Source organism: Methyloceanibacter sp., from assembly GCF_050726195.1.
GTDB lineage: Bacteria > Pseudomonadota > Alphaproteobacteria > Rhizobiales > Methyloligellaceae > Methyloceanibacter.
Genome location: NZ_JBOHJC010000004.1, coordinates 18,498 through 41,162, shown reverse-complemented (window position 1 = coordinate 41,162; position 22,665 = coordinate 18,498). Strand labels below are relative to the sequence as shown.

25 protein-coding genes and 1 pseudogene are annotated in these 22,665 nt (G+C 65.4%); 8 read left to right on the top strand and 18 right to left on the bottom strand.

Annotated features, from left to right (window positions below; all coding sequences use genetic code 11):
- Positions 1 to 42: 42 nt before the first annotated feature.
- Both ACRECX_RS03775 and hisC read right to left on the bottom strand, forming a co-directional pair.
- Positions 43 to 978, bottom strand: a complete 936-nt coding sequence (locus ACRECX_RS03775; protein ID WP_431557474.1) for a prephenate/arogenate dehydrogenase family protein — start codon at positions 976 to 978, stop codon at positions 43 to 45.
- Positions 975 to 2,093, bottom strand: coding sequence for a histidinol-phosphate transaminase (gene hisC / locus ACRECX_RS03770; protein ID WP_431557473.1), 1,119 nt, complete (start codon positions 2,091 to 2,093; stop codon positions 975 to 977). Before hisC ends, ACRECX_RS03775 begins: the two co-directional genes overlap by 4 nt.
- 187 nt (positions 2,094 to 2,280) lie before the next feature.
- Here hisC and metX point away from each other — a divergent pair, with 187 nt between their 5' ends.
- Together metX and metW are read left to right on the top strand one after the other, a co-directional pair.
- Complete coding sequence (metX, locus tag ACRECX_RS03765) at positions 2,281 to 3,486, top strand: homoserine O-acetyltransferase MetX (RefSeq protein ID WP_431557472.1); 1,206 nt, start codon at positions 2,281 to 2,283, stop codon at positions 3,484 to 3,486.
- Entirely contained in the window at positions 3,474 to 4,124 is a 651-nt protein-coding gene (gene metW / locus ACRECX_RS03760; RefSeq protein WP_431557471.1) for a methionine biosynthesis protein MetW, read from the top strand. Before metX ends, metW begins: the two co-directional genes overlap by 13 nt.
- 2 nt (positions 4,125 to 4,126) lie before the next feature.
- On the opposite strand, the gene ACRECX_RS03755 is transcribed toward metW, so the two are convergent.
- The 3 genes from ACRECX_RS03755 to ACRECX_RS03745 are packed head-to-tail and all read right to left on the bottom strand — an operon-like array spanning position 4,127 to position 5,465.
- A complete protein-coding gene (locus tag ACRECX_RS03755; protein WP_431557470.1) occupies positions 4,127 to 4,360 on the bottom strand; it encodes a CopG family antitoxin in 234 nt (77 codons plus the stop codon).
- Positions 4,338 to 4,664: a BrnT family toxin gene (locus ACRECX_RS03750; protein WP_431557469.1), complete on the bottom strand. Its 327-nt coding sequence runs from the start codon at positions 4,662 to 4,664 to the stop codon at positions 4,338 to 4,340. The genes ACRECX_RS03755 and ACRECX_RS03750 overlap by 23 nt, the downstream gene beginning before the upstream one ends.
- Positions 4,665 to 4,697: 33 nt before the next feature.
- Entirely contained in the window at positions 4,698 to 5,465 is a 768-nt protein-coding gene (locus tag ACRECX_RS03745; protein ID WP_431557468.1) for a methyltransferase domain-containing protein, read from the bottom strand.
- Between the two features lie 585 nt (positions 5,466 to 6,050).
- Here ACRECX_RS03745 and gloB point away from each other — a divergent pair.
- Both gloB and ACRECX_RS03735 read left to right on the top strand, forming a co-directional pair.
- Positions 6,051 to 6,821: a hydroxyacylglutathione hydrolase gene (gene gloB / locus ACRECX_RS03740; protein WP_431557467.1), complete on the top strand. Its 771-nt coding sequence runs from the start codon at positions 6,051 to 6,053 to the stop codon at positions 6,819 to 6,821.
- Positions 6,822 to 6,835: 14 nt separating this feature from the next.
- Positions 6,836 to 7,249 carry a cupin domain-containing protein gene (locus ACRECX_RS03735; protein WP_431557639.1) on the top strand — a complete coding sequence of 138 codons (414 nt, stop codon included), beginning with the start codon at positions 6,836 to 6,838 and terminating at the stop codon, positions 7,247 to 7,249.
- Positions 7,250 to 7,251: 2 nt separating this feature from the next.
- Here the strand turns inward: ACRECX_RS03735 and phbB are convergent, their stop codons facing one another.
- Both phbB and ACRECX_RS03725 read right to left on the bottom strand, forming a co-directional pair.
- Entirely contained in the window at positions 7,252 to 7,974 is a 723-nt protein-coding gene (gene phbB / locus ACRECX_RS03730) for an acetoacetyl-CoA reductase (RefSeq protein WP_431557466.1), read from the bottom strand.
- Between the two features lie 112 nt (positions 7,975 to 8,086).
- Positions 8,087 to 9,268, bottom strand: a complete 1,182-nt coding sequence (locus ACRECX_RS03725; RefSeq protein ID WP_431557465.1) for an acetyl-CoA C-acetyltransferase — start codon at positions 9,266 to 9,268, stop codon at positions 8,087 to 8,089.
- Positions 9,269 to 9,461: 193 nt separating this feature from the next.
- Between ACRECX_RS03725 and phaR the strand changes: the two genes are divergently transcribed.
- Positions 9,462 to 10,067, top strand: coding sequence for a polyhydroxyalkanoate synthesis repressor PhaR (phaR, locus tag ACRECX_RS03720; protein WP_431557464.1), 606 nt, complete (start codon positions 9,462 to 9,464; stop codon positions 10,065 to 10,067).
- 115 nt (positions 10,068 to 10,182) lie between these two features.
- Here phaR and ACRECX_RS03715 read toward each other — a convergent pair whose 3' ends face one another.
- The 5 genes from ACRECX_RS03715 to ftsE all read right to left on the bottom strand — a co-directional run bounded on the left by ACRECX_RS03715 (position 10,183) and on the right by ftsE (position 13,934).
- Positions 10,183 to 10,596, bottom strand: coding sequence for a hypothetical protein (locus tag ACRECX_RS03715; RefSeq protein ID WP_431557463.1), 414 nt, complete (start codon positions 10,594 to 10,596; stop codon positions 10,183 to 10,185).
- Positions 10,597 to 10,743: 147 nt separating this feature from the next.
- A complete protein-coding gene (locus ACRECX_RS03710; RefSeq protein ID WP_431557462.1) occupies positions 10,744 to 11,469 on the bottom strand; it encodes a lysophospholipid acyltransferase family protein in 726 nt (241 codons plus the stop codon).
- A gap of 17 nt (positions 11,470 to 11,486) precedes the next feature.
- Positions 11,487 to 12,185: a YdcF family protein gene (locus ACRECX_RS03705; protein WP_431557461.1), complete on the bottom strand. Its 699-nt coding sequence runs from the start codon at positions 12,183 to 12,185 to the stop codon at positions 11,487 to 11,489.
- A gap of 88 nt (positions 12,186 to 12,273) precedes the next feature.
- Complete coding sequence (locus tag ACRECX_RS03700; RefSeq protein ID WP_431557460.1) at positions 12,274 to 13,275, bottom strand: cell division protein FtsX; 1,002 nt, start codon at positions 13,273 to 13,275, stop codon at positions 12,274 to 12,276.
- A complete protein-coding gene (gene ftsE / locus ACRECX_RS03695) occupies positions 13,272 to 13,934 on the bottom strand; it encodes a cell division ATP-binding protein FtsE (protein WP_431557459.1) in 663 nt (220 codons plus the stop codon). The genes ACRECX_RS03700 and ftsE overlap by 4 nt, the downstream gene beginning before the upstream one ends.
- Positions 13,935 to 14,070: 136 nt before the next feature.
- Here ftsE and ACRECX_RS03690 point away from each other — a divergent pair.
- Positions 14,071 to 14,136 (top strand): annotated as a pseudogene (locus ACRECX_RS03690) (hypothetical protein); the annotation flags it as partial.
- On the opposite strand, the gene ACRECX_RS03685 reads toward ACRECX_RS03690, so the two are convergent.
- Positions 14,117 to 14,368: a hypothetical protein gene (locus ACRECX_RS03685; RefSeq protein WP_431557647.1), complete on the bottom strand. Its 252-nt coding sequence runs from the start codon at positions 14,366 to 14,368 to the stop codon at positions 14,117 to 14,119. The pseudogene ACRECX_RS03690 and the gene ACRECX_RS03685 overlap by 20 nt on opposite strands.
- A gap of 65 nt (positions 14,369 to 14,433) precedes the next feature.
- Here ACRECX_RS03685 and ACRECX_RS03680 point away from each other — a divergent pair, with 65 nt between their 5' ends.
- A complete protein-coding gene (locus tag ACRECX_RS03680) occupies positions 14,434 to 15,183 on the top strand; it encodes an FxLYD domain-containing protein (RefSeq protein WP_431557638.1) in 750 nt (249 codons plus the stop codon).
- A 3-nt stretch (positions 15,184 to 15,186) separates the two neighbouring features.
- Positions 15,187 to 15,729 carry a hypoxanthine phosphoribosyltransferase gene (gene hpt, locus ACRECX_RS03675; RefSeq protein ID WP_431557458.1) on the top strand — a complete coding sequence of 181 codons (543 nt, stop codon included), beginning with the start codon at positions 15,187 to 15,189 and terminating at the stop codon, positions 15,727 to 15,729.
- A gap of 13 nt (positions 15,730 to 15,742) precedes the next feature.
- On the opposite strand, the gene ACRECX_RS03670 is transcribed toward hpt, so the two are convergent.
- The 5 genes from ACRECX_RS03670 to argH form a co-directional block, all read right to left on the bottom strand.
- Positions 15,743 to 16,891: a DUF2333 family protein gene (locus ACRECX_RS03670; protein ID WP_431557457.1), complete on the bottom strand. Its 1,149-nt coding sequence runs from the start codon at positions 16,889 to 16,891 to the stop codon at positions 15,743 to 15,745.
- A gap of 29 nt (positions 16,892 to 16,920) precedes the next feature.
- The gene (locus tag ACRECX_RS03665) at positions 16,921 to 19,638 is read right to left on the bottom strand and encodes a TIGR02302 family protein (protein ID WP_431557456.1); all 2,718 of its coding nucleotides are present in this window, start codon (positions 19,636 to 19,638) and stop codon (positions 16,921 to 16,923) included.
- A gap of 94 nt (positions 19,639 to 19,732) precedes the next feature.
- The gene (gene lysA, locus ACRECX_RS03660; protein ID WP_431557455.1) at positions 19,733 to 21,013 is read right to left on the bottom strand and encodes a diaminopimelate decarboxylase; all 1,281 of its coding nucleotides are present in this window, start codon (positions 21,011 to 21,013) and stop codon (positions 19,733 to 19,735) included.
- 15 nt (positions 21,014 to 21,028) lie between these two features.
- On the bottom strand, positions 21,029 to 21,190 hold the full coding sequence (gene lptM / locus ACRECX_RS03655; RefSeq protein WP_431557637.1) for an LPS translocon maturation chaperone LptM: 162 nt from the start codon (positions 21,188 to 21,190) through the stop codon (positions 21,029 to 21,031).
- A 75-nt stretch (positions 21,191 to 21,265) separates the two neighbouring features.
- Positions 21,266 to 22,663 carry an argininosuccinate lyase gene (gene argH, locus ACRECX_RS03650; protein ID WP_431557454.1) on the bottom strand — a complete coding sequence of 466 codons (1,398 nt, stop codon included), beginning with the start codon at positions 22,661 to 22,663 and terminating at the stop codon, positions 21,266 to 21,268.
- Between the last annotated feature and the right edge of the window lie 2 nt (positions 22,664 to 22,665).

Genomic DNA, 22,665 nt, shown 5'->3' with positions numbered 1-22,665 from the left:
TCTTCGCACAAGCTGGTGCCGAGGTTCGTGCGGGACTGCGCGTCACTCCTCATGGCCGTGGGGGCGGCCGAAGTCGGGCGCGGGTGTATCCTGGCCCGCCTCGATGACGCCGCGGCGGATGGCGCGGGTGCGGATGAAATGCTCCTCAAGCGCCGCGCCGTCGCCGCGCCTAATCGCCTTGGTCAGGGCGGCGACATCCTCGTTGAAACGGCCGAGCATCTCCAGCACCGCATCCTTGTTGTTGAGGAACACGTCGCGCCACATCACGGGGTCCGAGGCGGCGATGCGGGTGAAATCGCGGAAGCCGCCGGCCGAGAACTTGAGCACCTCGGAGCGGGTCACCGACTCGAGTTCGTCGGCGGTGCCGACGATGGTGTAGGCGATGAGGTGCGGCAGATGGCTGGTGACGGCGAGCACAAGATCGTGATGCTCGGGCGTCATCACCTCGACATTGGCGCCGAGCAAGCGCCAGAACGCGGCGAGCTTCGCCACCGCCTCGGGGTCGGTGCCTTCGGGCGGGGTCAGGATGCACCAGCGGTTCTCGAACAGCTCGGCAAAGCCGGCGTCAGGGCCGGAATGCTCGGTGCCGGCGACGGGATGAGCCGGCACGAAATTCACCGTACTCGGCAAATGCCGGCCCATGTCGCGCACGATCGAGGCCTTGACGGAGCCAACGTCGGAAACGACAGCGCCGGCTTTGAGATGTGGGGCGATCTCCTTGGCTACCGCGCCGCAGGCGCCGACCGGAACGCAGACGATGACGAGGTCTGCGCCTTCGACGGCTTGCGCGTTGGTGTCGACCACGCGATCGGCGAGGCCGAGCTCGACGACGCGCGCCCGCGTCTTGGGCGACCGCGCGGTCGCCACGATCGAGCGCACGGCGTTTTGCGCGCGGGCGGCGCGGGCGGCGCGGGCGATCGAGGAGCCGATCAGTCCGGGCCCGATGATGGCGAGCGTGTCGAACAGAGGCACGGTCATCGGCCCGACTTGCCGTTGGCGCCCATGAAGGTGGTCAGCGCCTCGAGCGCGACGCGGTTCTCGTCCTCGGTGCCGATGGTCATGCGGAGCGCATCAGGGAAGCCGTACTCGTCCACCCGGCGCAGGACGATGCGCCGCTCATGCAGGAACTTGTCGGCGTCGTGCGCGGTCTTGCCGTTGGCCTTGGGGAAATGCAGCAACAGGAAATTGGCTGCGCTCGGCGTCACGCGCAAGCCAAGTCCGGTCAGCGCCTCGGCCATGCCGCCGCGCCACAAGGTGTTATGCTCGACCGCAGCAAGCATATGCGGCTGATCTTGAAGCGCCGCGATGCCGGCGGCGATTGACGGGCCGGTGACGTTGAAGGGTCCGCGTATGCGGTTCAGCGCGTCGGCGATAGGGGCAGGGCAGTAGGCCCAGCCAAGACGCAAGGCCGCGAGCCCATAGATCTTGGAGAAGGTTCGCGTCATCACCGTGTTCTGGGTCGTCGCCACCAGCTCGATGCCGGCCTCGTAGTCGTTGGCGCGCACATATTCGGCGTAGGCCGCGTCGAGCACGAGGATGACGTGCTCTGGCAGCCCGGCATGGAGCCGCTTCACCTCGTCGAAGGAGAGGTAGGTGCCGGTCGGGTTGTTGGGGTTGGCGATGAACACCATGCGCGTCTTGTCCGTCACGCGGGTGAGGATGGCGTCCACATCCGCGGTGAGGTCGGTCTCTTGTGCGGCGACGGGCGTGGCGCCGCGTGCCTGGATGGCGATGCGGTACACCAGGAAACCGTGCTCGGAGTAGATCGCCTCGTCGCCAGGGCCGAGATAGGAGGCGGCGAGCAGGTTGAGCAGCTCGTCGGAGCCGGCGCCGCAGACGATGCGGCCCGGATCGAGTCCGTAGAGCTTGGCCAGCGCCTCGCGCAAGGGCCGCGCCGAACCGTCCGGGTAGCGCGACAGGCACGACGCCTCGGCCAAATAGGCCTCGACCGCGCGCGGGGAGGGGCCGAGCGGCGTCTCGTTGGACGACAGCTTGACCACCGGGCCGGCGCCAGGGAGCGCACTCGTGCCCGGGACATAGGGCGCGATGTCGAGGATGCCTGGACGCGGGGTCGGCCCACGTTTGGCGGCCATCTGAAGTCTCCTTGGCGGCTTTCCAGCGAAGCGCCTCTCATACGGCCATTCTTGCGGCCAAGGCAAAGAAAAGATTGACTTTCGGCGATGAGGTCATAGCTAACGCCGGATTGTATAGTAGAGGGCTGGTTAAGCGGTTTGCGTCATACCGGCTCTGCGCCGGAAGGATTGAGTAGGCCCCGTTACGATGAACGAGAATCCTGGAGCGGAGAGCTTCGCCGACCTCAAGCGGCGGGAGCAGATCGCCAATCCCCAGAGCGAGATCGTACATTTTCATGAAGCCGAGCCGCTGCCGCTCGACTGCGGCGGCACGCTCGCACCGCTCACCATCGCCTATCAGACCTACGGCACCCTGAACGCCGACAAGTCGAACCTCGTGCTCATCTGCCACGCGCTGACCGGCGACCAGCATGCGGCGAACCTCCATCCCGTCACCGGCAAGCCCGGCTGGTGGGACACCATGGTGGGCCCGGGCAAGCCGATCGATACCGACCGCTATTTCGTGCTCTGCCCCAACGTGATCGGCGGGTGCATGGGCTCGACCGGGCCGAGCTCCACCAATCCCGCGACGGGGCGCGCTTACGGCCCCGATTTCCCGGTCATTACCGTGCGCGACATGGTGCGGGCGCAGGCGCGCCTCCTCGACCATCTCGGCATCGATCAGGTGCTCTCGGTGCTCGGCGGCTCCATGGGCGGCATGCAGGTGCTGGAATGGGCCGCGACCTATAAGGACCGCGTATTTTCCGCCGTGCCGATCGCCTGCGCGGCACGGCACTCCTCGCAGAACATCGCCTTCCACGAGGTCGGCCGACAGGCGGTGATGGCCGATCCGGACTGGTGCCAGGGCCGCTACCTCGAAGAGGGCAAGAGCCCGCGCAAAGGGCTCGCCGTGGCACGCATGGCCGCGCACATCACCTATCTGTCCGACCAGGCACTGCACGACAAGTTCGGACGCAACCTGCAGGATCGCGACAAGGTGACGTTCGGATTCGACGCCGATTTCCAGGTGGAGAGCTATCTGCGCCACCAGGGCATGACGTTCGTCGACCGGTTCGACGCCAACTCCTATCTCTACATTACGCGCGCCATGGACTATTTCGACATCGCCGCCGATCACGGGGGCGTGCTCGCCAACGCCTTCCTCGGCACCAAGACGCGCTTCTGCCTCGTGTCGTTCACGTCGGACTGGCTGTTCCCCACCGAGGAGAGCCGCGAGGTGGTGCACGCGCTGAATGCGGTCGCCGCCAATGTCAGCTTCGTCGAGATCAAGTCGAACAAGGGGCACGATACCTTCCTGCTGCACGAGCCGGAGCTGTTCGACACGATCCGCGGCTTCTTGAGCGCCGCGGCGCGGAGCCGTGGCATCAAGGAGGCGGAGGGGTGGCTGCCGTGAACGTGAACGTCTCGCCCCGCGCGCTGCGTCCTGCCGAGACGAGCCGCGTCGACCTCCTGCTCATCGCCGAGATGGTGAAGCCAGATTCGCGCGTGCTCGACATCGGCTGCGGCGACGGCACCTTGCTCCGCATCCTAACCGAGAAGCGCGGCGTCGACGGGCGCGGCATCGAGCTGAGCCAGGCGGGGGTGAACTCCTGCGTGGCGCAAGGGCTGTCAGTAATTCAGGGCGACGCCGACACCGACCTCGCTTATTACCCGGACCTCGCCTTCGACTATGCGATCCTGTCGCAGACCATTCAGGCGACCTATAGCCCGCGCCTCGTGCTGGAGCAGCTGCTGCGCATTGGCAAGCGCGCCGTGGTGTCATTCCCAAATTTCGGCCACTGGAAGGTGCGCGCGCAGCTGATGTTCGGCGGGAAGATGCCGCAGACCGACAATCTGCCTGACCGCTGGTACGACACGCCCAACATCCACCTCTGCACCATCAAGGATTTTCTCGGATTATGCGAGGACATCGGCGCCAAGGTGGAGCGCGCCGTGGCGCTCAATGCCAAGGGCTACAAGCTCGGCGTGTCCATGCCGCTATTCGCGCAGAACCTGTTCGGCGAGCAGGCGGTGTTCCTCCTGTCGCGGTAACGTTAGCGCTGGCGCGCGACCGCGCGTTCCAGGACGGCACGGATAAAGCGCTGGTAAGGGATGTGCCGCTTTGCGGCTTCCGCTTTCACCGCATCGAGCAACGACTTCGGCAAGCGCATATTGACGCGCTCCGTCTTCGGGCCGAACTCGAAGCGAAGCTCGCGCATCTCAGAAAGGTCGTACTTGGTGAGGTCTGCCTTGTCGACGAAGGCTTCAGCCTCCGCGTCGCTTTTCAACCTTGGAAGCTTCTTTTTCATAGTGGTCGATCTCTTTCTTGTGCATGTAGCGGGCGCTGATCGGACGAACCAGAACGCTGTCTTCTGCTCGCTTTCTCAACGTGAAGACGACAAATACGCTACGTCCCTGACCGCTCGTGCCAATGCCGATGAAGCGTTCTTCCTCGCCGGAGTGCGCGGGATCGGGGAATACCGACAGCGGCCCTTGGAAGACGCTTTCGATTTCCAGAACCGACAAGCCGTGCTGTTCACATTTTTGGCGATTGCCGTCGTCCCAATCGAACGCGAGATCGCCGACTTTCATAGGGTAGAAAGATGACTATTGTACATACGATTGTCAATATTCATGAGGGATGAACGGTCTTGCCGACGAGCGCGGCGTAACGGCGCCGGCAGGGACCGGGACGATCTGGCGGCGGGCTTTTTGGGCGCTCTCGCGCACTGGCATGGCGGCATAAACCTGCTTGGTGGCCTCGACCATGATCACGCCGGAGAAAGTTGGCCACAGGATGAGCCCGAGCCGCTCCCAGAAAGCGGGCCATCTGATCAGGATGCGCCAGTTGAAGGGCGGCATATAAAGTGCGTAGTGCCAAGCCTCCGGCGAGAACATCGCCTCTTTGAGGAGCTTGGCGAGTTGGCTGCGGCTGAACGGGCTGCCATAGCCGAACGGCGTGGTATCGACGCGCGCCCATAAGCCCCGGCGGTTCGGCACGATGAGCAGCAGACGTCCGTTGGGGCTTAGCACGCGCCAGATTTCGCGCAGCAGCACACGGGAGCGCTCGGACCATTCGAGCATGTGCACGAGGAGGATGCGGTCGGCGGCCTCGTCGTCCAAGGGCAGCTCCGTCTCGTCGACGAGCGCCGTCATGGATTGGCCCCGCTCTGGCCAGGGCAGCGCGCCGAGCCCGGCCGGCATCAGCGCGCCGAGCGCGCCGGCCTCGCCCCTGAACTCGCCGAGATAGGGCGTGGCGTAGCCGATGCCGAACGCGCGCATTGCCTTCAGGTCGCGCCAGCGCGCCCTGATGCGCGCCCGGAGCAGGCGGCGCACCATCAGCCCGAGGGGGCGGGCGTAGAAATCCTTGAGGTCGATGACGTCGAGCTGCATGGGCCGATCATAGCGTGTGAACGTTAAGCGCCGCAGCAGACTCCCATTCCTCTAACTGATATGTCTGTGAAAAAATTCCTAGACATTCCTCAACGTTCCCGATACGCTGCGCCCCACCTCGTCCTTCTGAAGGGGCGTTGCTCTAGAGGCGTCTTGAGTGGCGGGACGGGGTGCGGCGCCCGCGGGTCGGTTCGCAAGCCGGCACTCGGGCGGCGGCGGGGCTCCGCCCGGGACCACTACGGGCCCCTGTCAGGAGCTGACTGACCGCCCGGAGCCTATCGCCGGTCAACGGAAAGCGCGGCCCGCCGCCGAGTAAGACGCCGCGTGTGGCGCGCCGGAAGGCGCCCGCGTGTCCTCGCCAAGGACACGACACCATTACGGACTGCGCCGTTCGGCGCGCCACCCCCTTCTGGGGGAGAAAGGAGCAAACCCCGGATGCATCCGCATCGCGGCAACAACTTGTCATGCCCACGCCCGCCTGCGCGAAGCCGAAAGACGGCGGTCGGGCCAGACACACAAGGTATGAAATTGAGAACTTCGGATGGTACCTTTCAATGACAAAGAACATCACAGGCTGAGGTGCGGATGGCTAGGCTGGAGATCCATCAGTTTCCCACGCGGAGCGACAATTACGGCGTCTTGATCCACGATCCGGCGACCGAGGCCACGGCGGCGATCGACGCACCTGATGCCGAGGAGCTCCTCGCGGCGCTTCAAAAGAGGGGCTGGACGCTCACCGATATCCTGGTCACCCACCACCATGGCGACCACACGGCGGGCATCGAGGCGGTGAAGCGAAAGACCGGGTGCACGGTCATAGGCCCGGCGCGTGAGGCGGGGCTGATCCCAGGTCTCGATGTCGAGGTGAAGGAGGGCGACACGGTGGAGGTTGGCGGCGTAAAGGGCCGCGTCATCGAGACGCCAGGCCACACGCGCGGGCATGTCAGTTATTTCTTCCCGGACGATGGCCTCGTGTTCGTGGGCGATACGCTATTCTCGGTCGGCTGCGGCAAGTTGCTCGAGGGCGATGCCAAGACCATGTGGTCGTCATTGTCGAAGCTCGCCGCTCTGCCGCCCGATACGCGCGTCTATTGCGGCCACGAATATACCGACGCCAATTGCCGCTTCGCGCTCACGGTCGAACCGGAGAATGAGGCGCTTCAAGCGCGTGCGGCGGAGGCGGCGGACAATACGGCGAAGGGGTCGCCGTCGCTGCCGACGACGATCGGGAGAGAGCTCGCCACCAATCCGTTCCTGCGGCCGCAGAGCCCCGCCATTCAGAAGCGGCTCGGCATGGAGGGGCGGGCGCTTGAGGAGATCTTCGGCGAGATCCGCAAGCGCAAGGATAGGTTCTAGTCGTGGCGGAGCCGCTGACAGCCGACGAGGTCATTGCGCATCTGAAGCTTCAGCCGCACCCGGAGGGCGGCTGGTTTCGCGAGACGTTCAGGGACGAACCCGGGCACAAGGGACGCGCCCACTCCACCGCCATCCTGTTCCTATTGAAGGCCGGCGAGGTGTCCCGCTGGCACAAGGTCGACGCGGCGGAGATGTGGCATTGGCACGGCGGCGCGCCGCTCCTGCTCGAAGTGAGCGATGGCGGGACCCGCCACGAGCACCGGCTCGGGCCGAACCTTCTGCAAGGAGAGCACCCCCAAGGCCTGGTGCCTGCCGGCGCCTGGCAGAGCGCGCGGTCGCTCGGCGCCTGGACCTTGATGGGCTGCACCGTGGCACCTGGTTTCGACTTCGCCGGCTTCGAATTGGCCCCTCCGGATTTCGAGCCTTAGGCTCAATCCATGTGCTGGCCGCCGTTGATGGTCAAGGTCGAGCCGGTGATCCACGAGGCGGCATCAGACGCCAGGAACACCACGCAGCGCGCGACCTCCTCGGCCTCGCCGAGACGGCCGACGGGAATCTGGCCGACGATCGCCTTCATCACGTCCTCGGAGACGCCGGACAAGAGGTCCGTCGCCACATAGCCGGGGGCGATGGCATTGACGGTGATGCCCTTGCGTGCGCTCTCAAGTGCGAGCGCGCGGGTGAAGCCGATCACGCCGGATTTGGCGGCGCAGTAATTGGTCAACCCGAGCTGGCCCTTCTGGCCGTTGATCGAGGAGATCGAGATGACGCGGCCGAAGCCCCGCTCACGCATGCCGTTGATGACCGGCCGGGTCATGTTGAACACCGAATCGAGATTGGTACGGATGACCTGGCTCCATTGCTCATGGCTCATCTTCTGGAGCATGGCGTCGCGCGAGATGCCGGCGTTGTTGACCAGGATGTCGATAGGGCCGACCTCATTCTCGACGGCGATGACGCCCTGCTCGCAAGCCTGATAGTCGCCGACGTCCCACTTGAACACAGGGATCTTGGTGTCCTTCTTGAACGCCTTGGCGGCGTCGTCATTGCCGGCATAGTTGGCGGCGACGTTGTAGCCCGCCTCTTTCAGCGCGCGCGAGACGGCCCCGCCGATGCCGCGCGTTCCCCCCGTGACAAAAGCCACCCTTCCCATCGCTTCCTCCCTTGGCGCAGCGTTGGCGCCCGCTTCTTTGGCAAACACGAACTCCGCGTGGGCGGCCTTACCGGCCTTCCAACGCGGGAATCGAATTCAAACCTTACAGCAGTCACGCGCGCTCGACGCACATGGCAATGCCCATGCCGCCGCCGATGCACAAGGTCGCCAGGCCCTTCTTGGCGTCCGACCTCTGCATCTCGTGCAACAGGGTGACCAGAATGCGCGCGCCGGAGGCGCCGATAGGATGGCCGATGGCAATGGCGCCACCGTTGACGTTGACCTTGCCGGTGTCCCAGCCGAGGTCCTTGTTCACGGCGAGCGCCTGCGCGGCGAAGGCTTCATTGGCCTCGATGAGGTCGAGGTCGGAAACCTTCCAGCCGGCCTTCTCCAACGCCTTGCGCGAGGCCGGGATGGGGCCCGAGCCCATCACCTTGGGATCGACTCCGACGGTCGCCCACGAGGCGAGGCGTGCGAGCGGCTTCAGCCCGCGCTTCTTCGCCTCCTTGGCGGTCATGAGGACCACGGCGGCGGCGCCGTCATTGATGCCGGAAGCGTTGCCCGCGGTGACGGAGCCTTCCTTGTCGAAGGCCGGACGCAGCTTGGCTACGTCGTCGTAGTTGGCGCCATCGCGGATATACTCGTCATCGCTTACCACCGTCTCGCCCTTGCGGGTCTTGATGGTGACGGGAACGATTTCGTCCTTGAACTTGCCGGACTTTTTCGCCTTCTCCGCCTTGTGCTGCGAGGCCACGGCGAACTTGTCCTGCTCCTCGCGGGTGATCTGCCACTGCTTGGCGACGTTCTCCGCGGTCATGCCCATGTGATAGCCGTTGAAGGCTTCCCACAGTCCGTCCTTGATCATGCAGTCGATGAACTCGACTGTGCCCATCTTCTGGCCGTTGCGCAGATGAGCGACGTGCGGCGCGAGGCTCATGCTCTCCTGCCCGCCGGCCACCACGATATCGGCATCACCCACGGCGATCTGCTGCGCCCCGAGGGCGACGGCGCGGAGCCCGGAGCCGCACACTTGATTGACGCCCCAGGCGGTCGCCTCCTTGGGCACGCCTGCGGCGATGGCCGCCTGCCGCGCCGGGTTTTGGCCCTGGCCCGCGGTCAGCACCTGGCCCATGATGACCTCGTCCACATCGGCCGGATCGACGTGCGCGCGCTCGAGCGCCGCGCGGATGGCAACCTCACCCAGTGCGTGCGCCGGCACGCTCGACAGTGCGCCGTTAAAGGAGCCGACCGGCGTCCGCGCCGCGCTGACGATGACAATATCTTCGTCCTTCATTCTGTTCTCCATACCCCTTTGGACCCCAGGTCATACCCTAGTGATTCCGGTTGGGAAAGCCCGACGGAGGGGCCCTGTTAAGCCTCGCGGCAAAGCCTCTGGTGCTGCGCACAAAGAACGTGCTAGTGAACTTCGCAAGTGCGGCATAGAGTAGCCTTGAGGCCGGGGCCTGAGGCCTAGGAGCGAAAGACACGTGGCACGGGATGCGGACCAAGAGAGCCGGCCGGTCATCATCAAGAAATACGCCAACCGCAGGCTCTACAATACCGATACAAGCACCTATGTGACGCTTGAGGACCTCGCCGAAATGGTGCGCGGCGAACGGGATTTCGTCGTCTACGACGCGAAGACCGGCGAAGACCTCACCCATACTGTCCTGACCCAAATCATCGTCGAGCAGGAAAGCAGAGGGACCAATCTCCTGCCCATCGGTTTCTTGCGCCAGCTCATCCGCTTCTATGGCGACAGCATGCAGAAGCTTGTGCCGAGCTATCTCGAATTCAGCCTCGACTCGCTCACCAAGCAGCAGGAGCAGTATCGCCGGCGCTTCGCCCATGTGTTCGGCACGGCGGCCTTCGATGCCATGCAGGAGCAGGTGCGGAAGAATTTCGAGGCCTTCGAGCGCGCGCTCGGCATGTTCACCCCGTTCTCAGGGACCGATGCGACGAATACGCACGGGGGCCAAGAGGCCGAGAAGAAGCCTGCGGCGAACGCCAAGCCGAGCGAGGACGACATCGACACGCTCAAGGCCGAGCTCCTCGCGATGCAGCAGCGGCTCGAGAAGCTCTCCCGGAATTAGCAGCAATTTTGTTTGTCATGGCCGGGCTTGTCCCGGCCATCCACGATTTTGCCCGTGACACGACTCAAATCGTGGCTCCCGGCACAAGGCCGGCCATACAGCCAGATTTTGGACGTTAAGCGGCCTTGGCGGCGCGGCGGCGCAGGTGCGCCGCGGCGAGATCGGCCTCGACTAGGCTCCGATCATGGGCAGTGTCGGCCAGAAGGTGGATATGCACCTCGTTGGCGCCGCACTTCGCGCCTTGGTGACGGAGATGGGCTAAGTTCAACGTCACCGCGTCGTCCTTGGTCTGACCGAAGGCGAGCGCCTCGCGGGTGCCGTCCTCATAGCGGCGGACGAGGATGTAGTTCGCTTGGGGCAGGGCGGGGCAACCCACGAGTGTGTAGACGCTATGGAGATAGCGGCGGCCAGATACGCCACGCCAATAGTGGAAGGCTTGGGCGAACGCCGCCTCGGCGCAGACAAGCGCAGGCTCATCGGCCGGCCCCCAAGGGGCAGTTTCAGCGACTTCGGCTTGGCTCGTCCACATGGGAATCCCGTCCCGTTAACTAATGCGACGTTAGGTCAAATGGGTTGATCGATGACGAATTCAAGACGCCAGCGATCACGAATCTGTCTGGAACAAATGATGAACTTGGCCCAGCCGCGCGTCAAGCTTTTAAGTGTTAACAAGAGGTTAACCGCTTTTGGAGGGCGCCTTCGCCTCGGCTAAAAGGCGGCCCGAGGCGGTCTCGATCGCAGCTTTGAGGCGGGCGAGAAACTCTACTTTAGGCAAACCCGGGCGGATGGGATCGAGGATCTCGACCACGACGGTGCCGGTGGACAGCCGCCAATTCCGCCGCGGCCAGAAGACGCCGGAGTTGAGCGCCACCGGCACGCACGGCACTTGGAGCGCCTCGTAGAGGAGAACGATGCCGGTCTTGTAGTCCGGCTCCGCGCCCGGCGGCCGGCGTGTCCCCTCCGGGAAGATGATGATCTCGCGGCCGTCGGCGATGCGCTTCTTGGCCGCGCGCAGCATGCGGCGGAGCGCCGTCGGCCCCTTGTCGCGATCGACCGGGATCATCTCGAATTTGTAAGAGAACCAGCCGTGGAACGGGATCCAGAACAGCTCGCGCTTCATGAGGAGCGTGGGGTCCCGGAACAGCGGGATCAGCGCGAACGTCTCCCAAGCGGACTGGTGCTTCGAGGCGACGAGGCAGGGGCCTTCGGGCAGCTTGTCGAGGCCGCGCACCTCGAAGTCCAAGCCGACGATGTGCTTGAGTAGCCAAAGCTCGGTCCGCGCGTGGACCTTGAGCGCCGCCATGGCCCAGCTGCGCGGTGCGAACAGGAGCGGGCTGCCGAGCACGACGAACAGCGCCGTGGTCACGTAGAACAGCAGGTTGAAAAGAATCGAACGGGCCATGGGGCGTGGGGCCGATGCTACGGCTCTGGCCACTCTCCGGTGGTGCTCGTGTCACCGGGCACGATGAGCCGCACGAGCTTGGTGGCGCCAAGGCGCCCGAGCGCCGGGAGGTATTTCAGATATTCTGAGAGCAGGAGCTTTGTAGTGCCGGGATAGGTCCACCAACGCTCAACATGCACATTGTTGTCGACTACCGGATAGGGGATCAGCTCCACGCCGGGCAGGACGCGGGCAAGCTCGGCAAGCGCGCGGGGCATGTGATAGTTCGAGGTGACGACGATGATCGAGCGGTAGCCATGGGCCGCCACCCACTCGCTCGTCTCGGTGGCGTTGTCGATCGTGTTGCGCGCCTCCTTGTCGATATCGACGCAGCAGGCGAAATACTGGCCACCTTGGCTCGCGAGTTGCTTCAGTTCTTCCGTCGTGGTGGTGCGATTGACGCCGGTGATCAGCACGCGTTTGGCCTTGCCTTTGGTCAAGAGCTTCATGGCCTCATCGATGCGCGAGACGCCGCCGGTAAGCACGGCGATGCCGTCGGCGGGGTGGGTCGGCTCTTCGCGCTCACGGTCCACACCGTTGGCGAACACGATGAAGCCGATAATGAGCATGACAAGGAGCAGGATCGAGGCGTCGAACAGGAGCCTAACGCCGCCCACAAAGCCGCCGAACCGCCGGAAATGCGGCCGGACTGTCTGCTCTTGGACTTCCTCCTTCACAACGCACTCCGAACCTGACAAGGCGCCGCGCAGAATAGGAAAAATCGCCGGGCCGCGAAATCGACTTTGCCCCTCGTCGGCAAGGGGATCACGCGTAGGACTTGAGGACGCGGATCACGCCGAGCCGCGAGGTGATCATGCACAGGCCGGCGACCACGACGACGACCAGCATCAGCAGGAGATAGCCGCCGAGGTCGAGCTCGCCGGAGCCCAAGAGGCGGCGCGTCTCGGCCTGGGTGACGGTGCCGCCGCCCAGCATGTGCATGGCGAAGGGCACGAGCAGAAAGGCGATGGCCGCAGCACAGGCGCCGACGAGGCCAGCGCGCACGCCGAGTCCCAGGAAGTGGCGCTCGAACTCGCCCGAAATGAACCGTTCGTTGGCGCCGACAAAATGCAACACCTCGATGATCTCGCGGTTGGAAGCCATGGCGCTGCGCGTCGCCGACACGATGATGGCAATGGTCGCGGCGGCGACGAGGGCGAGTACGGCGATGCCGCCGAGCGCGGCCGAGCGGGTGATGGTCTTGATCTCCGCCTGCCAGCGCCGGTGGTCGTCAAGGGTGACGCCCTCGAAGTTCTGTGACAGCGCCGCCTTGATGACCTCGATATCGGGCGGGTTCGAGCGGTTGATCTCCACGGCGATGAGGCGCGGGATCGGCAGCGCGGAAAGCGCCGCCGCCGAAGATCCAAGCCAAGGCTCGAGCAGCTTGGCAGAGTCTTCGGCACTGAGCGGTTTGACCCTCGTAATGCCGTTCTGCTTGGCAAGGAACAGCGACACCAAGGTGATCTTCTTCTCTATGTCGGGAGAATTCACGGGGTCGAGCTCGATGGTGATCTCGCTCGCGATGTCGTTGACCCAGGCTTGCGCCGATTGGTTGACCATGTAGACGCCGCCCGCCGTAAGGCAGGCGAGGAACGTCATGATTGCGATCACCACGGTCAGCGCGTTGCCGGCGATCGAGGCAGAGGGCACGATCTGCGCACTCGTTGCTTGGAAGCGCCGGGGCAATAGCCTGGTGAGACGCGCCGGCAGGATGCCGGCGAGCAGGCTGGTCCAGGGATAGTCGCGAATGTCGGAGACCAGGGTCACTTGCCGCTCACCTGCAATTGGCCCTCGTAGAGCATGAGGCGCGGCGCATCGAGCTGTTCCAGGAGGGTGTAGTCGTGAGTGGCGATGATGACCGAAGTGCCGAGCCGGTTGAGCTCGACGAAGAGGCGCAGCAGGCGGTTGCCGATGGCCGGATCGACATTGCCGGTGGGCTCGTCAGCGAGGAGGAGTTCAGGCCGGCCGATCACGGCCCTGGCGATGGCGGCGCGCTGCTTCTCGCCGCCGGACAGGATTTCCGGGTAGGCATTGATCCGGTTGCCGAGCCCTACCCAGCGGAGGAGGTCGGTCACATCCTCGCGGTAGTCGCTTTCCTTCTTGCCCATGACCCGCAGGGGCAGCGCCACGTTCTCCCAGGTGGTGAGGTGCTCGAGCAGGCGGAAATCCTGGAAAACGATGCCGATTCGGCGCCTCAGGGCGGCCCGGCCGCTCTGAGGCAAGTCTGCCACATTCTCGCCGAACACGAAAATAAGCCCCCTGGAGGGCCGCAGGGACATGAAAAGAAGCCGCAAAAGCGAGGTCTTTCCGGCTCCCGACGGCCCGGTCAGGAAGTGAAAGGACCCCGGAAGCACGTGAAAGGTGACGTCGCGCAAGATTTCGGGGCCTGAGCCGTAGCGTAGGCCGACATTGTCAAAGCGGATCACCCGTGTTCCTTAAGCGTCTTAAGATTGCCGACCAGTGGCACTTTATGCTGAAGTCCCAGTCGGGTATCAATGGAATTGGGCAACCGCATGGGGCGTCCGCAAATTCCTCGCGTAGCGGACGTTTTCGGCTTCTAAAATGGCAACACTGATTATCTGCCCGGCTTGCGAGACCCGTTACGAAGTCAAGGCGGCGCTTCCACCTGAAGGGCGCAAGGTTCGCTGCACGAAGTGCGGCCACGTTTGGCAGGCTTTACCACAGCCTCAACCGGCTGCGGCGCCAGCGACTGCACCCCAGGCTCCACCGCCGCAGGCTGTGCCCCGGGCTCCGGCGCCACCGCCGGCACCTCCGCCGCCTCAGGCAGCGCCTCGCGCACCGGCCCCGCAACCCATGCCGCCACGGGCGGCTCCACCGCCGCCCCCGCAAGCGTTTCCATCCCCGCCGCCGCAAGGCGACGCTGATTTTGAGGCCGACGCGGGCCTCGCGGCCCAGGTTGCGAGCATGAACGCGGAGGCGAGGCCGCCTTCGCAGCCGCCCGTTCCGCCAAAGCAAGGCGGTCTCTTCGCCAAGATCATGGGCAAGAGCGCGGCCACTGCGCCCGAAATGCCTCCGCCGGAAGCGCCAATGCCGGAGGCTCCGCAGCCACAGACCGAGGCGACCTACATTCCTGCCGGCTCGACCTACATTCCTGCCGGCTCGCGGGACGCGTCGTTCGACGCCGGCTACCCCGAGGAAGAAGAGCAGGACGCCGCACTCGCCGACCCCGCTCTGGTCGCTGCCGCGTTCGGCAAGGCGCCGCCGAAGGCGCCGCGCAAGCCGCTCCCCATTGTCGCGATCGGCTGGGGCTTGCTTGCGCTCATCGTCGCCGTCGTGGTCGGCCTGTTCGCCTTTGCGCCGGGCGCCACGGTCTCCATGCTGCCCGGCGCCGCGCGGGTCTATGCGCTGCTCGGCATGCCGGTGGGCTCCCAGGGGCTCGCCTTCGAAGGCGTCCGATACGGCTGGACTAATGACGGCAGCCAGACGGTGCTCGAGGTCCAGGGCAATGTGCGCAATACGAGCTCGACGACCATGACCGTGCCGACCGTCGTCATCGCCCTTCGCGACGAGAAGGGCGAGGAAATCTCGGAGTGGACGACGGAGGTCGGCGCGACGGAGCTCAGCGCCGGCGAGGAGGCGCCGTTCCTGCGCCAGATTCCCTCGCCGCCCAGCAACGTCCGCAGCCTCAAGGTCCGTTTCGCCAAGGCGAACTAACGCATGGCCGGCAGTGCGGGGGCGGATGCCATCACGCCGCTATACAGCGCCGAGACCATCGCGCGCCGCGTCGAGGAGCTCGCGCGCGACATTGCCGCAGCCAAACTCAGCGATCTCATCATCGTCGCGGTGCTGAAGGGGAGCTTCATCTTCGCCGCCGATCTGATTCGGGCCCTAAATCGGCAAGGGCTGCACCCGGAGATCGATTTCATCTTTCTCGCAAGCTATGGCGACAGCATCACGTCGAGCGGGGAGGTGAAGGTCTTGCGCGACGTGGAGAGCGCGCTGCAAGGGCGCGACGTGGTGATCGTCGACGACATCCTCGACTCAGGCAGGACGCTCGCCTTCGCCAAGGGCCTGCTCGCCGCGCGTGGCGCGCGCTTGGTCAAGACCTGCGTCCTGCTCGACAAGCAGGTGCCGCGCGCGGCCGAGATTGCGCCCGACTTCACCGGGTTCCGCTGCCCGCCCTGCTTCGTGGTCGGATACGGCACGGACCTCGCCAACCGCTATCGCGAGCTGCCCTTCATCGGCGTGCTCGAAGGCTGACGGTGCGTCTTGGTTACCTATCCAGCACGAGCCTGATCTCGACCAGGTTCGAGCGCACGCGCAACACATAGAAGCCGAGGGTGGCGAGATGCGAGGGCATCAGCCAGCCGGACTCCGCGCCGTTGGAGATGATGAACGGCTGAATCCGGAGCGATGCGCGCAACTGCTCCTCGAGTTCGTCCCACAACGCGACGAGCCCACGCTGGGCGATCACGTCGTGGAAGTCGGCACGGGCCGCGGTGAGGATGCCGTAATAGCCATAGAGCTGGCCGTAGGCGAACCAGAAGCGGTCGTCGGCACGGGTGTCGAACCAGCCGCCGTTATAGTGCTCGGAGCGCTCGCGCAGGATCGCCGACGTGGCGCCGATGTCGTTGGCGATGCGGTCGATGAACTGGAGCAGGTTGTCGGCGCGCGCGTCGAACACCGCCTCGCATTTCTCCAGCCGGTCGTTGAACTTCCTGAGGTCCTTGATGGCGGCGCGGTAGAAGCTCGGCGTTGGCGTCTTCGGGCCAAACGGGCTCAGGCCGAAATACCAGGTGGTTTCGTCGAACTGGAGCGCGCCGCGGGCGCTCTGAAGGTCGGCATCGATTTGCGAGGTGCCGCGCACTCGGCCCAACGTGTCGACGAGCTCGATGGTCGTGCGGCGGATCGCCTGGTTCACACCGCGCTGGAACGCCGCCTTGTTGTCGAAATAGGGCGTCCTGTCCCAATCGAGCCCGAACAGCCCGAGCTTGTAGAGGAGCATCGACGAGATCCAGGCGTTCTGGTTGACGTTGAAATCGACGAGATCGGCGGTGGCGCCTACGACGAGAGACCGCCGGCAGGTCTGCGCCGCGCCGTCGCCGGGTTTCGCCTCATCGTCGCCGGTGATGATGCCCGCGCCTGACGGCTCGCTCGGCTTGACTTCGGCGGTGCGTTGGTAAGCGCGCGCATAGTCGGTATCGAAATTGGTCCAGCGCTGCGTCGTCCAGAAGAAATAGCCGTAAAGGCCGACGAGGCCGAGAAGCAACACGCCGAGCACGACCTTGAGGATCACGCCGCGCTGCGTGAACCAGCGGCCGAGCCACACGAACGGCCGGAGCACGAAGGCGACGGCGAGCCCAAGACCGCGCCCGACCGCCTGAAACGCTCGGGTGAAGAAAGTCACGATCGCATCAAGCATGTGAGAGGACCGTCAGCGTCAAGGCCGGGTCAGAACGATCGGATAAGCCGCTCGAGATAGTCGAGCTCCAAGCTCGGCCGCGACGGGTCGCCGAGGCGGCGGCGCAACTCGTCGAGAACCTCGCGCGCCCGCTGGATGTCGATCTCGTCGGGAACCTGCACGGAAAGACCGAGATCGGGACGGTTGGAGCGGTCGGGGCGGCCGAGCGGATCTCGGCCGTTCGAGCCAGGGCCCTGGCCCTGCTGCATCTCGCCGCTCTCCATCATTTGCTGCGCCATGGACTCGGCGCCTTTGCGCATGCGATCGAGTGCCAGACTCTGGTTCTGGGTGGCGCGGTCGAGGTTGGGCTCGCCGATCGCCTCTTCGGCGTCGTCCATGGCCTCCTTGGCGCCCTCAAGCTGGTTGGGCGCCTCGGCGCCCTCCATGCGCATACGGTCGATCAGGTTCTGGAGCTTTTCGGCCAGGGCCTGCTGGCGCTTGGCGAGTTCGCCGAGGTTGCCTTGCTGCGGGCCCTGCTGCTCGCCAAGCTGGGTCTGGCCGCCGCCTGGGGCGTCGCCTTGGCGGCCCGACTGGCCTTGGGCCTTGGCGCCGGACTGGCCGCTTTGCGGCATTTGGTCGAAGAACGGCGTCATGTCGATACCGGGGCCGAAATCCATGGGCTGACCGGGCGGGCTCACTTCGAACTGGTCGCCGCCGCCGCCCTCGCCCTGCTGCTGGCGCTTCTCGGCGAACGTGTCGTCGAGCAGCTTCTGCTGATCTGAGACCACGTCGTTCAGGTCCTTCATCGCGCGGCCGGCTCGCTGCTGCTTGGCATTTTCGGCGAAGTTTCCGGTCTGCAGCCGATCGAGGATGTCGTTCAACTCCGACAGCATGCGCTCCGCCATGTCCTTGGAGCCCGCCTGGGCGAGGTCCTCGATGCTCTTCAGCATCTTGTCGAGGTCCTGCTGCGATACGAGTTGGTCGCCGTCCTGGGCCGTCTGCGACGGCAAGTTGCCCTTATCCTGCTGCTGGGCGGCGAGCGCTTGAAGATAGCGGCCGAGCGCGGCGCGAAGCTCCTCGATGCGCTGCTTGATCTCGTCGGCCGGGGCATTTTCCTGGAGCGCTTTCATCAATGCGTCCTGCGCGCTCTTGAGTTCGCGCTCGGCGTCCGGCAGGTCGCCTTCCTCGATGCGGAGCGCGGTGGCCCAAAGCTGGTCGACCACGCTGATGAGGCTGTCGCGGGAGTCGTCGTTCATGAGGCGCCAGTAGGCATTGCGCAAAGAGAGATAGACGACACGATCGTCGATCACTTTCTCCTCGCCCAAGGTCAGCGCATCGAGCGCCCGCGCGACGGTCGCCTGCGCGGCCGGCTCGCGCACGAGCTTCTTGCGCTGCTCGACCACAGCCTTGGCGAGCGGCTTGGTGAAGGTCCGCTGTGGCAGCACGAACTCATAGGGCTGGCTCTCGCCCATCTGCTCCGCCTGGTCGCGGGCGACGAGGGTCATGCGCACCTTGAGCCCGGCCCAAGGGTGGGCGGTCAGATCCTGGGTGGCGCGGCCTTCGACCTTCTTTGCGTTGGTGCGCGGCAGTTGCAGCGGCATGACCGGCGGGGGGATCAACGGCTCGGCTTCGGCAGCCTCATGCTCCTCGGTCTCCTCGTCCGGCGGCATGGGGGCGAAGGCCTGAACCTCGCCTGCGGCAAGCGCGAAGCGCGCCTCGGCGCTCGCCACGCCATAGTCGTCGAGCGCGCCATAGAGAAGGCGAAGCGCGCCGCGCGGCGTGGTCGTAGGATCGCCCATCAGGCTGATAGTGGGCGGCGCATCCTCGATCAGCGCGAATTGCCATTGGGAGACGGTCTGGCCGCCGATCCTCACGTCGGCAGTAAGGGGTTCCATCAGGCCGATATTGAATTCGACCAGCCCGGCGCTGCCGCCGGTCTTGGGTTCGATGATCTTGGCCTCGGCCGCGCCGTCCTTGCGGACGCTGAGCGTGACAGTCTCGCCCTCGGGTGCATGGGTGCGCACGATGAGCTGGCTCCGCTCGGGCACCGACAGCGCGCGGAAAGTCTCGGCGCCCGCGCCTACGGCCTCGCTGCCGTCGGCAAGGACGATAGGCGCCATGCCGGTATAGACGGGCGGTGTCACCCAGGCATCGAGCCGGAGCAGTGCGGTCGAGGCGCTGGTCGCGGGCGAGAAGGCGGCGCGGAGCCGCGTCCCGCTGTCGGCGCCGGCGGCGAGTACGGCGACCACTAGTCCAAGCAGAAGTGCCGCGCGAATGGCGTAGGGATCCTTGCGGTCGGTCCGCGGAGTAGGCCAGGAGGGCTTAAGCTTGGCGACAAGGCGCGAGAGCCGCTCGCGATGGGTCGCCCACAGAAACGCTGTCTCGGCAGGTGGTGTCGAGCCTAGCCGGTCTTCATAGGAAGACGCCGGCCGGTGCTTGATATTGGCGGTGCGCTCGAGCCGGCGCAGCGCTTCGGCGCGGGTCGGCAGCACGAGCCGTACGAGTGGCAAGAACGAGATCAGCAGGGCGACGGCAAATGCGCCAAGCAGGATGCGGTGCAGCAATGGCGGCATGACCCCCCAGCCGCCGAGCAGGGTCGGAATCAGGAACGAGGCGACGACGACGAATGGCCACAGCAGCGCCTCCCAGGCGCGTTCGCCGAGCAGCGCAAGCCAGCTCAGGCGCACGCGGCGCTCGAAGCGCGCTTTCAGCGCGCCGGCCTCGGCGTCTTCGCGGACGCTAGTCTTTGGTCGGGTCGGTCTCGCCATGATCGGTCGTGTTTAGCATAGGGGCGGCCTGAGCAAAGGTTACTTCACAGTAACTTGGGGATCGAAGCGGGCGAAATGGAGGCTCGCACGCCACCTAAATCCACTCCGGCAGGCGCTCCGCCGCCAGCATGTCGTCATAGCTAGGCCTCGGCCTCGTGACGCAGTAGCGGCTCCCTGACACGAGAACCTCGGGCACCAGCAGGCGGCTATTGTACTCGGACGCGAGCACGGCGCCATAGGCGCCAGCCGTCATCACGGAAACGAGATCGCCGGCATGAAGTTCCGGCAAAGGACGGCCGCGCGCGAGATAGTCGCCGGTCTCGCACACCGGCCCCACCACGTCGGTCACGACCGCCCTTGTGCCAGGCATCGGCTCGATCACCGGCAGGATCTCGTGATGGGCCTCGTAGAGCGTGGGCCGGATCAAGTCGTTCATCGCGGCATCGATGATAGTGAACGTCTTGTCGCCCTGCTTCACGTAGATCACGCGGGAAACGAGGATGCCGGCGTTGCCGGCGATCAAGCGGCCGGGCTCGAACAGGAGCCGTACGCCGAGATCGCCAACCGCCCGGTTGACGAGCGCCGCATAGTCGGCGGGCAGCGGCGGCGCCGGCTCGTCGTGGCGATACGGGATGCCGAGGCCGCCGCCGAGATTGACGAACTCGATGGCGAAGCCGGCCGTGCGCAACGTGGCGCCCAGATCGTGGAGCAGGACGAAGGCGTTGCGGAACGGCTCGAGGTCGGTGATCTGACTGCCGATATGCATGTGAATGCCGACCGGCAAGATGCCCGGCAGCTTGGCCGCCTGGCGATAGAGCGACACGGCCTGCTCGAACGGCACGCCGAACTTGTTCTCGGCCTTGCCGGTCGAAATCTTGTGATGGGTCTTGGCATCGACGTCAGGGTTCACGCGGAAAGCGATGCGTGCGCCGCGCCCACGGGCGTCGGCGACTTCACTGAGCGCGCGAAGCTCGGGCTCGGATTCGACGTTGAAGGCGAAGATGCCGGCATCGAGGGCCAACGCCATCTCCTCCTTGGTCTTGCCGACGCCGGAGAAGGCGATGCGCTCGGGCGGCACGCCGACGGCGAGCGCGCGGCGGAGTTCGCCTTCGGATACCACGTCCATGCCGGCGTCGAGCTTGGCCAACGTCGCCAGCACACCGAGATTAGAGTTGGCCTTGACCGAGTAGCAGACAAGCGTGCCGGGGTGCGCGGCGAAGGCTTCCGCGAACACCCGGTAGTGACGCTCAAGCGTCGCCGTGGAATAGCAATAGAACGGGGTGCCGACGGCGGCGGCCAGCGCGCAAAGGTCGACCTCCTCGGCGTGAAGCACGTTTGCGTGAGACACGCCGCGCCGGTAGGCGAAATGGTGCATGGGAACGAGACAGGTCTATTCGAGCAATCGGTCGAGTATCGGCAGGCGGCGGGCCGGCGCCTGGGACATCTTGGTTGACGGGTCGGCCGCCGTCTCAGGATAGCTCGGCTTCGGCCGCTCCAGCGAACCCCGGCGTCCACACGCCGAAAGCCCGACAGCCAATACCAGCGCAAGCATTATTAGGATGCGCAACGCGCTTCCCATGGTCGTGCCCCTGTGGTCCGGGCCCATTCCTGGCCCGTTCTCACTCTTTTATCGCGAGAGGGGGGCCTTCTCCAAACGCTTTATCCAGCGCTTGGCCTCGCGCCGGACGTTGCCCGGGGCGGTTCCGCCTTGGCTTTTACGGCTTTTTACCGATCTTCCGGGGTCGAGGGCGGCATAGACGTCCTCGGTTACGCGCGGCTCGACCGACTTAATTTCGGGCAAAGTGAGCTTTTTGAGGTCGGCGCCTTTGGAGTCGGCCAGGGCGACGATTCGCCCGGTGATGTGGTGGGCGTCCCGGAAGGGAAGCCCCAAGGTCTTTACCAGCCAATCGGCGAGGTCGGTGGCGGTGGCGTGTGCGCGCGAAGCCGCCCGCTTCATGGCCTTGGCGTCGATCTCGAGGTCGCCGACCATGCCGGTCATGGCGGCAAGGCCAAGCTTGAGCGCATCGAGCGCATCGAACACCGGCTCCTTGTCTTCCTGCATGTCCTTGGCATAAGCGAGGGGGAGGCCCTTCATCACCATGAGCAGCGCCTGGAAGGCGCCGGCGATGCGCCCGGTCTTGGCGCGCACCAGCTCGGCCGCGTCGGGGTTCCGCTTCTGCGGCATGATGGAGGAGCCGGTAGAGTACGCGTCCGACAGCCTGGCGAAGCCGAATTGCGGCGAGGTCCACAGCACGATCTCCTCGGCGAACCGCGACAGATGCATGGCGGCGATGGATGCGGCGGCGAGCGTCTCGAGCGCGAAATCGCGGTCGGAGACGGCATCGAGCGAGTTGGCCGTGGGCCGGGCGAAGCCGAGCGCTTTCGCCGTCATGATCCGGTCAATGGGAAAGCTCGTGCCGGCGAGCGCCGCCGAGCCGAGCGGGCATTCGGCGAGGCGTTTGGCGGCGTCGGCGAAGCGGCCGCGATCACGCGCCAGCATCTCCACATAGGCGAGACAATGATGGCCGAAGGTGATGGGCTGCGCCGTCTGCAGATGGGTAAAGCCCGGCATCACCGTGGCGGCATGATCGAGTGCCTTCTGGGCGAGCGCGAGCTGGAGCGCTGCGAGGCCGGAATCGATCGCGGCGATCTCGTCGCGGACATAGAGCTTGAAGTCGGTGGCGACCTGGTCGTTCCGCGAGCGCGCGGTGTGCAGCTTGCCGGCCACCGGCCCGATCAGCTCGTGGAGCCGGCTTTCGACATTAAGATGAATGTCTTCCAGCGCTCGCGTGAATTTGAACTGGCCCGCCTCCATCTCTCCCAGAATCTGGTCGAGACCCTTGGCGATCTCGCCGGCCTCCTTGGCCGAAACGATGCCGGTCGCCGCAAGCATGGCGACGTGCGCCTTGGAGGCTTCGATGTCGTGCCGCCACAGCCGCTTGTCGAAGTCGATGGAGGCATTTATCTCCTCCATGATCTGCGAAGGGCTTGCGGCAAAGCGGCCGCCCCACATGGTGTTGGTCATGA

Excerpts from the sequence above, each read along its gene's own strand:
- ACRECX_RS03665 (WP_431557456.1), bottom strand. The coding sequence starts at position 19,638 with ATGGCGAGACCGACCCGACCAAAGACTAGCGTCCGCGAAGACGCCGAG.
- hpt (WP_431557458.1), top strand. The coding sequence starts at position 15,187 with ATGGCCGGCAGTGCGGGGGCGGATGCCATCACGCCGCTATACAGCGCC.
- ACRECX_RS03710 (WP_431557462.1), bottom strand. The coding sequence starts at position 11,469 with ATGGCCCGTTCGATTCTTTTCAACCTGCTGTTCTACGTGACCACGGCG.
- phbB (WP_431557466.1), bottom strand. The coding sequence starts at position 7,974 with ATGGGAAGGGTGGCTTTTGTCACGGGGGGAACGCGCGGCATCGGCGGG.
- argH (WP_431557454.1), bottom strand. The coding sequence starts at position 22,663 with ATGACCAACACCATGTGGGGCGGCCGCTTTGCCGCAAGCCCTTCGCAG.
- lysA (WP_431557455.1), bottom strand. The coding sequence starts at position 21,013 with ATGCACCATTTCGCCTACCGGCGCGGCGTGTCTCACGCAAACGTGCTT.
- ACRECX_RS03745 (WP_431557468.1), bottom strand. The coding sequence starts at position 5,465 with ATGCAGCTCGACGTCATCGACCTCAAGGATTTCTACGCCCGCCCCCTC.
- ACRECX_RS03685 (WP_431557647.1), bottom strand. The coding sequence starts at position 14,368 with ATGGAAACGCTTGCGGGGGCGGCGGTGGAGCCGCCCGTGGCGGCATGG.
- ACRECX_RS03670 (WP_431557457.1), bottom strand. The coding sequence starts at position 16,891 with ATGCTTGATGCGATCGTGACTTTCTTCACCCGAGCGTTTCAGGCGGTC.
- hisC (WP_431557473.1), bottom strand. The coding sequence starts at position 2,093 with ATGGCCGCCAAACGTGGGCCGACCCCGCGTCCAGGCATCCTCGACATC.
- metX (WP_431557472.1), top strand. The coding sequence starts at position 2,281 with ATGAACGAGAATCCTGGAGCGGAGAGCTTCGCCGACCTCAAGCGGCGG.
- ACRECX_RS03725 (WP_431557465.1), bottom strand. The coding sequence starts at position 9,268 with ATGAAGGACGAAGATATTGTCATCGTCAGCGCGGCGCGGACGCCGGTC.
- ACRECX_RS03715 (WP_431557463.1), bottom strand. The coding sequence starts at position 10,596 with ATGTGGACGAGCCAAGCCGAAGTCGCTGAAACTGCCCCTTGGGGGCCG.
- ACRECX_RS03775 (WP_431557474.1), bottom strand. The coding sequence starts at position 978 with ATGACCGTGCCTCTGTTCGACACGCTCGCCATCATCGGGCCCGGACTG.
- lptM (WP_431557637.1), bottom strand. The coding sequence starts at position 21,190 with ATGCTTGCGCTGGTATTGGCTGTCGGGCTTTCGGCGTGTGGACGCCGG.
- ACRECX_RS03680 (WP_431557638.1), top strand. The coding sequence starts at position 14,434 with ATGAACGCGGAGGCGAGGCCGCCTTCGCAGCCGCCCGTTCCGCCAAAG.
- gloB (WP_431557467.1), top strand. The coding sequence starts at position 6,051 with ATGGCTAGGCTGGAGATCCATCAGTTTCCCACGCGGAGCGACAATTAC.
- ACRECX_RS03750 (WP_431557469.1), bottom strand. The coding sequence starts at position 4,664 with ATGAAAGTCGGCGATCTCGCGTTCGATTGGGACGACGGCAATCGCCAA.